At 64.5% G+C, this 7,433-nt stretch carries 10 protein-coding genes; all 10 read left to right on the top strand.

Annotated features, from left to right (window positions below):
• On the top strand, nucleotides 1–1,506 hold a 1,506-nt coding region (locus ACTQV4_RS09960), incomplete at its 5' end, for a hypothetical protein (protein WP_441569748.1).
• A 2-nt stretch (nucleotides 1,507–1,508) separates the two neighbouring features.
• On the top strand, nucleotides 1,509–1,691 hold the full coding sequence (locus tag ACTQV4_RS09955; protein WP_441032713.1) for a hypothetical protein: 183 nt from the start codon (nucleotides 1,509–1,511) through the stop codon (nucleotides 1,689–1,691).
• 74 nt (nucleotides 1,692–1,765) lie between these two features.
• Nucleotides 1,766–3,466 carry a major capsid protein gene (locus tag ACTQV4_RS09950; RefSeq protein ID WP_441031765.1) on the top strand — a complete coding sequence of 567 codons (1,701 nt, stop codon included), beginning with the start codon at nucleotides 1,766–1,768 and terminating at the stop codon, nucleotides 3,464–3,466.
• A gap of 31 nt (nucleotides 3,467–3,497) precedes the next feature.
• Nucleotides 3,498–4,220: a hypothetical protein gene (locus ACTQV4_RS09945; RefSeq protein ID WP_441031767.1), complete on the top strand. Its 723-nt coding sequence runs from the start codon at nucleotides 3,498–3,500 to the stop codon at nucleotides 4,218–4,220.
• A 2-nt stretch (nucleotides 4,221–4,222) separates the two neighbouring features.
• Entirely contained in the window at nucleotides 4,223–4,468 is a 246-nt protein-coding gene (locus ACTQV4_RS09940) for a hypothetical protein (protein WP_343095443.1), read from the top strand.
• Between the two features lie 3 nt (nucleotides 4,469–4,471).
• Nucleotides 4,472–5,230: a hypothetical protein gene (locus tag ACTQV4_RS09935; protein ID WP_441031769.1), complete on the top strand. Its 759-nt coding sequence runs from the start codon at nucleotides 4,472–4,474 to the stop codon at nucleotides 5,228–5,230.
• A 430-nt stretch (nucleotides 5,231–5,660) separates the two neighbouring features.
• On the top strand, nucleotides 5,661–6,314 hold the full coding sequence (locus ACTQV4_RS09930; RefSeq protein WP_441052903.1) for a hypothetical protein: 654 nt from the start codon (nucleotides 5,661–5,663) through the stop codon (nucleotides 6,312–6,314).
• Nucleotides 6,314–6,817, top strand: a complete 504-nt coding sequence (locus tag ACTQV4_RS09925; protein ID WP_441031773.1) for a hypothetical protein — start codon at nucleotides 6,314–6,316, stop codon at nucleotides 6,815–6,817. Before ACTQV4_RS09930 ends, ACTQV4_RS09925 begins: the two co-directional genes overlap by 1 nt.
• A gap of 10 nt (nucleotides 6,818–6,827) precedes the next feature.
• The gene (locus tag ACTQV4_RS09920) at nucleotides 6,828–7,139 is read left to right on the top strand and encodes a hypothetical protein (protein WP_441031775.1); all 312 of its coding nucleotides are present in this window, start codon (nucleotides 6,828–6,830) and stop codon (nucleotides 7,137–7,139) included.
• Nucleotides 7,129–7,433, top strand: a 305-nt coding sequence (locus ACTQV4_RS09915) for a hypothetical protein (RefSeq protein ID WP_441549945.1), incomplete at its 3' end; no start/stop codon positions are given. The genes ACTQV4_RS09920 and ACTQV4_RS09915, both read left to right, overlap by 11 nt.

Here is a 7,433-nt window from a genome sequence, read left to right as displayed (position 1 = left end):
CACGCCGAAGCGGACGGGCAGACCCGCCCGGTGGACGAGCCGTTCGAGGTGGGTGGGGAGCTGCTGCGCTACCCCGGCGACCGGGCTAACGGCTCGGCGAAGAACACGATCCAGTGCCGCTGCACCGCGACCTACGTCGAGGATGAAATCGGCGCGGACATACCGTGGGCGACGCGGATCAATAGTATGAGAGACGTAGAGCGACAGATCAGGGAGTTAGATATGGATGCGTTGGCAGCTAGTGGCGCGAAGGGCCTGGAGTGGAAGGGCCGTCTCGCCCCGGTGGGTGAGCCGACCGGTGATGGTCGTATTTTCACGACCGATGGTGAGTTCCGGTTCCGGAAGTTTCCCCTTCCACTGCTGTGGCAGGAAACGACGAGCGAGGGCCACGACTCGTCCCGTATCGTCGGAACCATCGACCGGGGCGAGGTCACCCCGGACGGGTTCACGGCGGAAGGCACAATCTTCTCGGATGAGGATAAGGTCATCGCCCTGCTGGAGAAGGGCGTGATCCGCCCGTCGGTTGATTTGTGCGACATGCTTGCCGACACGTTTGAGGTGGAGGATGGTCCTCGGCTGGAGGTGCATTCGGCGACGATCATGGCGGCGACGTTGGTGGCGAAGCCCGCGTTCGAAAACGTGGGTATTCAACTCACCGGCGACGAGTCGGAGGTGGATACCGACGGCCTGGTCGCGTCGGCTGGTGCGGTGTTGGACCTGCCGAAATATGATTCGGCGGCGTTCGCTGACCCTGGCCTGGACGGGCCGACTCCGATTACCGTCACCCCGGAAGGGCGTGTGTTCGGGCACCTCGCGCTGTGGGATACGTGTCACGTCGGTCAGCCCGGTAAGTGCGTGACCCCGCCCCGTTCGGCGGCTGGGTACGCGCATTTCCACCAGTCCACGGTGCTCACCGATGATGGTCCGGTGGCGGTGGGCCGTCTGACTGTGGGTGGTGGTCATGCTGGTGTGCGCGCTGGTGTGCGTGCCGCTGCGGAGCATTACGACACGACCGGGTCGTGTTGGGCGTTCGTCCGCGCCGGTGAGGACGAGCACGGCATCTGGGTCGCTGGTGAGGTGAATCAGGACGCGCCCGCCGCGAAGCTCCGCGAAGCCGCGACCGCACCCCTATCTGGTGACTGGCGGCGCGTCGGCAACAGCTTGGAGCTCGTCGCTGCCTTGTCCGTGTCCACCCCGGGCTTCCCCGTGCGGCGGGAGTACGTCGCGGATGGTCAAGCCCTGGCGTTGTGCGCGTCCGGGTGGGCTGCTCCCGCTGTCGAGGAATTGTCCCCGGTGGATGCCGCCCGCGTGGCTGCTATGGATGCGGTGCGTGAGGTGTTCGCCGCCCTCCGCGCCGAAGGGAACTCCCCCGGTGAGCTTGCGCACGCGCCGGGGCTCCGCGAACGGTTCAAGGCCGCGCAGGGCGTCATCGGCTTCGACGTGGAGCCGGACGTGCCCGCCCGCTATCAGGCGGTGCGGGACATCATGGAAAGCAAGGAGGACTAACAATGGCTTGTGGAGCATGTGGCAGCGGAGGAAGCTTCACCCCGGCGACGTACACCGTCCGCTCAACCGACGCGGATGGTCAGGTGCAGGAGCAAACATTCCTGTCTAAGACGCAGGCGGTGATGTTCGCGTCGCGGAACGGCGGTGGGGAGATCATCACGAATAGGGGCGAAGCCCGTAGCTAGACTGTGGGAGGTGAGGGGCATGTCGCCCTGTACACTCCCGACGTAGAGGGACGAGAGACCGACAAGGAGACCAGATGAACACGCTGGATGACATTCTCAAGGCCGTGGCGAACATGCCTACCGACCCGGCGGAGATTGACAAGATCATCACCGCCGCTAAGGCGGTCTACGATAAGCTGACCGCCGACGCGGGCGATAACCCTACCGAGGAGCAGGTCGCCGCGTTGGAGAAGCTCGCGGAAGCCGTGACGCAGGCGCGTGCTGCTAAGGCCGAGGCCGCTAAGGCGGATGCCCAGGCCGCTATCCGAGGTCGCCGGGACCGCGCCGCCGCCGCTGCTGCCGCGTTCGCGGATGATAGCGACGAGGGTGGTTCCGACGATTCCGAAGAGTCCGAAGGGGCCGACGGCGAGCAGGACAGCACCGATGATTCCGACGACTCCGACGAGTCCGAGGATGACGACGCGGGCGAGTCCACCAACGAGGATGATTCCGACGACACCGATACTGACGAGAAGGAGTTCGCTGTGAAGCGACGCTACGGCGGAGCCACCGCCGGTTACCGGGGCGAAGCAAAGTCCACCACCCCGTTCACCCTCGACCCCGCCGCGCCGAACTTCAAGTCCGGCGAAGCAACCTTCCTCGACTTCGCGGAAGCGTTCAACGGCATTTCGTCCGGTCGCGCCCTGCGCGCCACGACCGTCGGCCAGCAGACCCAATCTCACTTCGGACACATCCGCCGCGACCTCCCGACCGAACTCGTCGCATCCGACGAGGCGAGCCTGGTCGCCGCGATTGACCACGCCACCGACGAGTCCCGCCTTGACGGCGGTTCCCTCGTCGCGGCTGCTGGATGGTGCGCCCCATCCGAGACCATTTATGATTTCCTGCCCACCCCGGCTGCGGCGAACCTGTTCTCCCTCCCGGAGATCAGCCTGTCCCGCGGTGGTTTGCGCTACCCGGTGGAGCCGGACTTCTCGACGCTGTACGCCACCAACCGCGGCACCATGACCGAAGCGCAGGCGATCAGCGGCCAGACCAAGGACTGCATCGAGATTCCCTGCGCCGAGATGCAGGAAGTCCGCATGGATGTCCTGTGGACGTGTGTCACGTCGAATCTGCTGGCTAACACCGGCTGGCCGGAGCTGACCGCGAAGTTCCTGGAGAACGCCACGAAGGGTCACCTCCACCGCCTATCCGCCGCCCGTCTGGCGAAGGTCATCGCCCTGTCAAAGAAGGTCGCCGTGGGTGTGCCTGCCCTGGGCACCGCGGGCACGGTGCTGAACAGCATCGAGCTCCACGCGGAGACGCTGCGCCAGAAGTTCCGCCTGGGCACCTCCACCCTGGAGGGTGTCGCCCCCGCATGGCTGCGATCCATCCTCCGCGCCGATTTGGCGTACCGCGATGATGTCCTCCCGGAGCGTGTGACTGACCAGATCCTCGACCAGCACTTCGCGGACCGTGGCGTGCGCTTCCAGTGGGTCGATGATTACCAGCCGCTCAACGGCGACCCGGCATCCGCTGGCTACCCCGCCGAGGTGAAGGTGCTGCTGTACCCCGCTGGCACGTTCTTCTCCGCCGTCCAGAACGTCGTGAACCTCGGCGCTATCTACGACAGCACTGGCCTGTCCAAGAACCAGCGCACCGAAATGTTCCTGGAGGATGGTTTCGCCGTGGGCCAGCGTGGCTACGAGTCCCGCGAGCTGACCATCCCCGTCGCGATCAACGGCCAGGTTGGCCTGCGTCACGCGACAAACCCCGCCGTCCCCGCAGAGTAACCTAACCGGATCGTAGAAAGGAGGTGTCGGCATGGCAACAGTTGTGAAGCCGATGCAGTTCGTCGGACGCGCCCCGCTGCCGACCCCGTCGCGATCTGGCCTGTACGCGGTAGCTCAATTCGTGGACGTGGAGCGCCCCGTCATTCACGGGGTGGAGGTCAGCGTCCCATCCATCGGCGGTCATGGTCTATGGCCGGAGCCGTGCAACCCCGGCCAGGGGCCGAAGCACGGCGGTAATTCCGCAACGTTGATGCAGTTCCCCGGTAACGCTGTGTGGGCTGCGGAAGAGTGCGCCGCCGTGGGTCTTTCCGAAGCGGAGTTGTCCGCCCGGGCGGTGGAGAAACTTAAGGCGGTTGAACCGATTGATGTGGAGCGGCATTTCGCCGCGCTGCTGAAAAAGGAGCCGAACACCGCGTCGAGTATCCCGCAGGCCGAAGCGACGATGCTGGCCGAGGGATTGACCCCGACGGTGCATGTCCGCCCGTCGGACCTTCCCCGTCTGATTGAGTCCCGGCAGGTCATCTCGACTGCTGGTGTGCTCCGCACGATCATGGGGAGCCCCGTGGCGGCGGGCGCGGGGTATGAGACTGACCTGGACGGCACCTACGTCACCGGATCTGTGACGGTGTACCGGAACCAGATCGAAACTCATAACAGTTTCACCCCGGCGACGAACCTCCGGTTCACCGTGGCGGAGCGTGCCTTCGCCGTGGTGTGGCTGGGTACTTCTATCAAAATCAACGAAGGGAGCTAGCGGTGGCTGGCGTAATTTTCGAGACTGACGGTGATGTGGTGACGGTGTCGCCCATCATGGGTCGGCAGCAGGATTTCCAAGATGTAGCGGCGAAGCTCGTCGCCGCTGGCGAGGTTCAGACGGTCACCGCATCGCGTGGCGTGGCGCTCCGCGTCACCCGCGATACCGCTGTGGCGGCTGGTGTCCTCGAAGAGGATAAACCGGCGGCTCGGTCCGCCAAGAAAACGACTACTAAGAAGGACGGCTAAACAATGGCTGCAATCAACCAAGCACTCCCGGTTATTAAGGGCTTCCGGATGCGCGCGACCCGCGTGGGCCGCTGCGGACTCCCCCTAAAGGGCCCGAAGAACCAGATCGTCACCGACGGCTTCATCGAGTTCGGCATGGAGCGCGAAACCTCCGATGGTGACGACATCGAGCAGAAGAACGCGTCCGGTGTCGTGTGCGCGACCGACCGCACCGAAGACCAGTTCAAGCGCTACAACCTCACCCTCCAGTTGTGCGGCATTCAGCCGGACTTGCTGACGATGTTCACCGACCAGGCGGCGGTTCTCGACGCTGACGGCGACACCGCGGGTTTCCTACAGCAGACCGGTGGCAACACTTCCGGTTCCGTGGCGCTGGAGCTGTGGGCCGGTACTGGCGGCGGTGATGACTGCGAGGTGCCGGAAAACGACGACATTTTCAAGTCTGTTGAGGGTGGTAAGACTGGCGGTCAGTGGTGGTACATCCTGCTCCCCTGGGTGCGTGGTGCTACCCTGGGCGACCTGACCATCAACGGCACCGACGCGGCGGAGGTTACCGTGTCGGCGTACACCGGCAGCGGTGCTCATTGGGGCCAGGGTCCCTATAACGTCGTGCCGGGTGCGGATGGTAGCGCGGGTCGCCTGCTCGCCCCGGTGCCTGCTCGCACCCACCTGTTGATGCAGCGCACCACCATCGCACCCCCGGAGGTGACGAAGGGCGCGGTGGAGCTTACCGTGCCGTCCCCGTATTTCTCCGCTGCCTAATCATCCGGTATAGTGGTGGGTGGTGGCCCTACCGATTAGGGTCGCTGCCTCCGCTTCCAGATGTTGCGGTGGTGACAAGAAACCATTTTTTCTTGCGCGTACCCATGATTCCCCCGCTGTCCACTCACGGCGGGGGATTCGTGGTTGTATGCTGGTGGTGCGATGCTGCTTCACCGTCGGGTGTTTTCAACCGCTGTGGTGCTCGGCGGGGAGTTTGCCGCCCGGCTGGTGGGCAGTATCGCGCCGAGAATGAGGGATTGTCCGAATGAGCCCCGTTCCTGGTTGATGATGGTGTGGAGACCGTCGCCCCTTGTGGCCTTGTGATCTCGTTGTCTTGTGGTGAGCAGCGATTGATCCGGCGTATGGGTGCGGAGGACCATCATTACCCGGGGGCGGGGTTTATTCGTTTCCCGACCCGGGGAGGGGTGTCGTGGTTGGTAGCATTACCGGTATGAGTGACCTTTGCGAGTGGCCGGTAGACATGTCGTGCTTCCCCCCTATCCCGGAGGGTAAAGAGGATGTGGCCCGCCTGGCTGTGGATACGGCTACGGAGATTCTGTGGGCGCTGACGGGTCGGCAGTTCGGGGTGTGCCCGGCGGTGTATCACCCGGGGGTTGAGCAGTGTTTGCGGTGCGAGCCGACGCTGTGGCGGGGCGAGTGGTTCAACGTGGATGTGTCCACAGCGGAGTGTATGCGGATCGTGCTGCCCGGCCCGGTGTTCGAGGTGACTCGGGTGGAGCTTTCGGACGGGTCCGATGGTGAGTTCGCGGTGTCGGGGGATGCGGTGGTGGTGCGTGGGGCTCGCCCGACGGCGATTCACTACCAGCGGGGTATTCCCGCGCCCCCCTCGGCGGGGTTCATGGTTGGCAGGCTCGCGGCGGAGCGGTATCTACAATGTGTCGATTCCGGGCGGTGCCGACTCCCCAAATACGCCACGCAGGTGACCCGGCAGGGAGTGTCGGTGCACATGGCCGACCCGGCGGAGGTTATTGGGGAGGGGCTCACCGGCCTGCCGGAGGTTGATTCGTGGATACGGTCGGTGAACCCTAACGCACTAGCGGAGGACTCGGAGGTGCTCGGATAATGGCGAGGACCGATCAGGTGTCCGCCGCGCTGGTGCGGTGGATGGATAAAGCGTTCAACGATTCCGAGGCCCCACCGGTCGGTGGCGTGTCCGGGGGGACGGAGCTCCGCCCCGGCGTGAGTCTCCCCGCGTTGGACAATTTCGACACGTGCGTTCTCGCGTGGGTCATGTCCGGCATTAGGTTCCGGACGGAGACGTTCCCGTCGCCCGCGGAGATTCCGCAGTGCGGTGGGCGGCTCGCCGTCGAGTTCACCGTCGGCATCGCCCGATGTTCCGAAGCGTTGGGTGATGGTGGTGTCCTCCCGTCGATTGAGACGATGGAGCGGGAGTTCGCGATCCAAGAGGACGACAAGGACCGGTTGTGGGCGGCGACGTGCCGGGCGGCGAAGGAGCTGGAAATGGAGCATCACGTCCGCTCGTCGGCGTTGTACCCGGTTGAGGTGTACGGCCCGGAGGGTGGCACCGTGGCCGTGTACCGGTCCATAATTTTCGAGTTGATGTAGGAGATCAATCATGAGCAACAGTTTCAACATTCGTATCCGCTGGGTCCGCAACGTCATGGGCTGGCAGCGTGGAGACGAGACGACCGTTACCCGCACGGCCTATATTGACAACCTAATCGCTAATGGCATGGTGGTTGTGGTGGAGGATTTCGCTCCGCAGCCCCCGGCGGAGAACGCGACCCGGGCGGCGTGGGCGGAGTTCCTGACGAAGATGGGGATTGACTTCCACGAGCAGACCCCGCGCCGTGATTTAATCCGCATGTGGGATGACCGCACCGCCCCGGCTGCGGTGGACGATGGGAACCCGTCCGATGCCGAGTAGCGGTATCGTTTTCACCCCGAACCGGGCCGGCATAGCGGAGGTCACGGCGGGCGCGGCTGGGCCGGTGTTCAAGCTGGTGCGTAAAGCCCAGGCGGAAACACAACTCGTCGCGAACCGGATTACCCCCACGGATACTGGTCGTCTCCGCGGCGCGAATGAGACCACGCCGATTGTGGTGCAGGGAACGAAGGTCGTCGCCGGGGTGGAGAACAAGACGTCGTACGCAATGTTCGTTCATGAGGGCACGCGGGCGCATGTGATTGAGCCGAGGAATAAACGCGTCCTCGCGTGGGT

It is taken from the genome of Collinsella sp. LCP19S3_B11 (assembly GCF_052121915.1).
GTDB lineage: Bacteria > Actinomycetota > Coriobacteriia > Coriobacteriales > Coriobacteriaceae > Collinsella.
This window is presented reverse-complemented; position numbering and strand designations above follow the sequence as displayed.

What these genes read in the sequence shown, in the direction of transcription:
- ACTQV4_RS09920 (WP_441031775.1), top strand. Translation starts at nt 6,828, where the DNA reads ATGAGCAACAGTTTCAACATTCGTATCCGCTGGGTCCGCAACGTCATG.
- ACTQV4_RS09925 (WP_441031773.1), top strand. Translation starts at nt 6,314, where the DNA reads ATGGCGAGGACCGATCAGGTGTCCGCCGCGCTGGTGCGGTGGATGGAT.
- ACTQV4_RS09955 (WP_441032713.1), top strand. Translation starts at nt 1,509, where the DNA reads ATGGCTTGTGGAGCATGTGGCAGCGGAGGAAGCTTCACCCCGGCGACG.
- ACTQV4_RS09935 (WP_441031769.1), top strand. Translation starts at nt 4,472, where the DNA reads ATGGCTGCAATCAACCAAGCACTCCCGGTTATTAAGGGCTTCCGGATG.
- ACTQV4_RS09950 (WP_441031765.1), top strand. Translation starts at nt 1,766, where the DNA reads ATGAACACGCTGGATGACATTCTCAAGGCCGTGGCGAACATGCCTACC.
- ACTQV4_RS09945 (WP_441031767.1), top strand. Translation starts at nt 3,498, where the DNA reads ATGGCAACAGTTGTGAAGCCGATGCAGTTCGTCGGACGCGCCCCGCTG.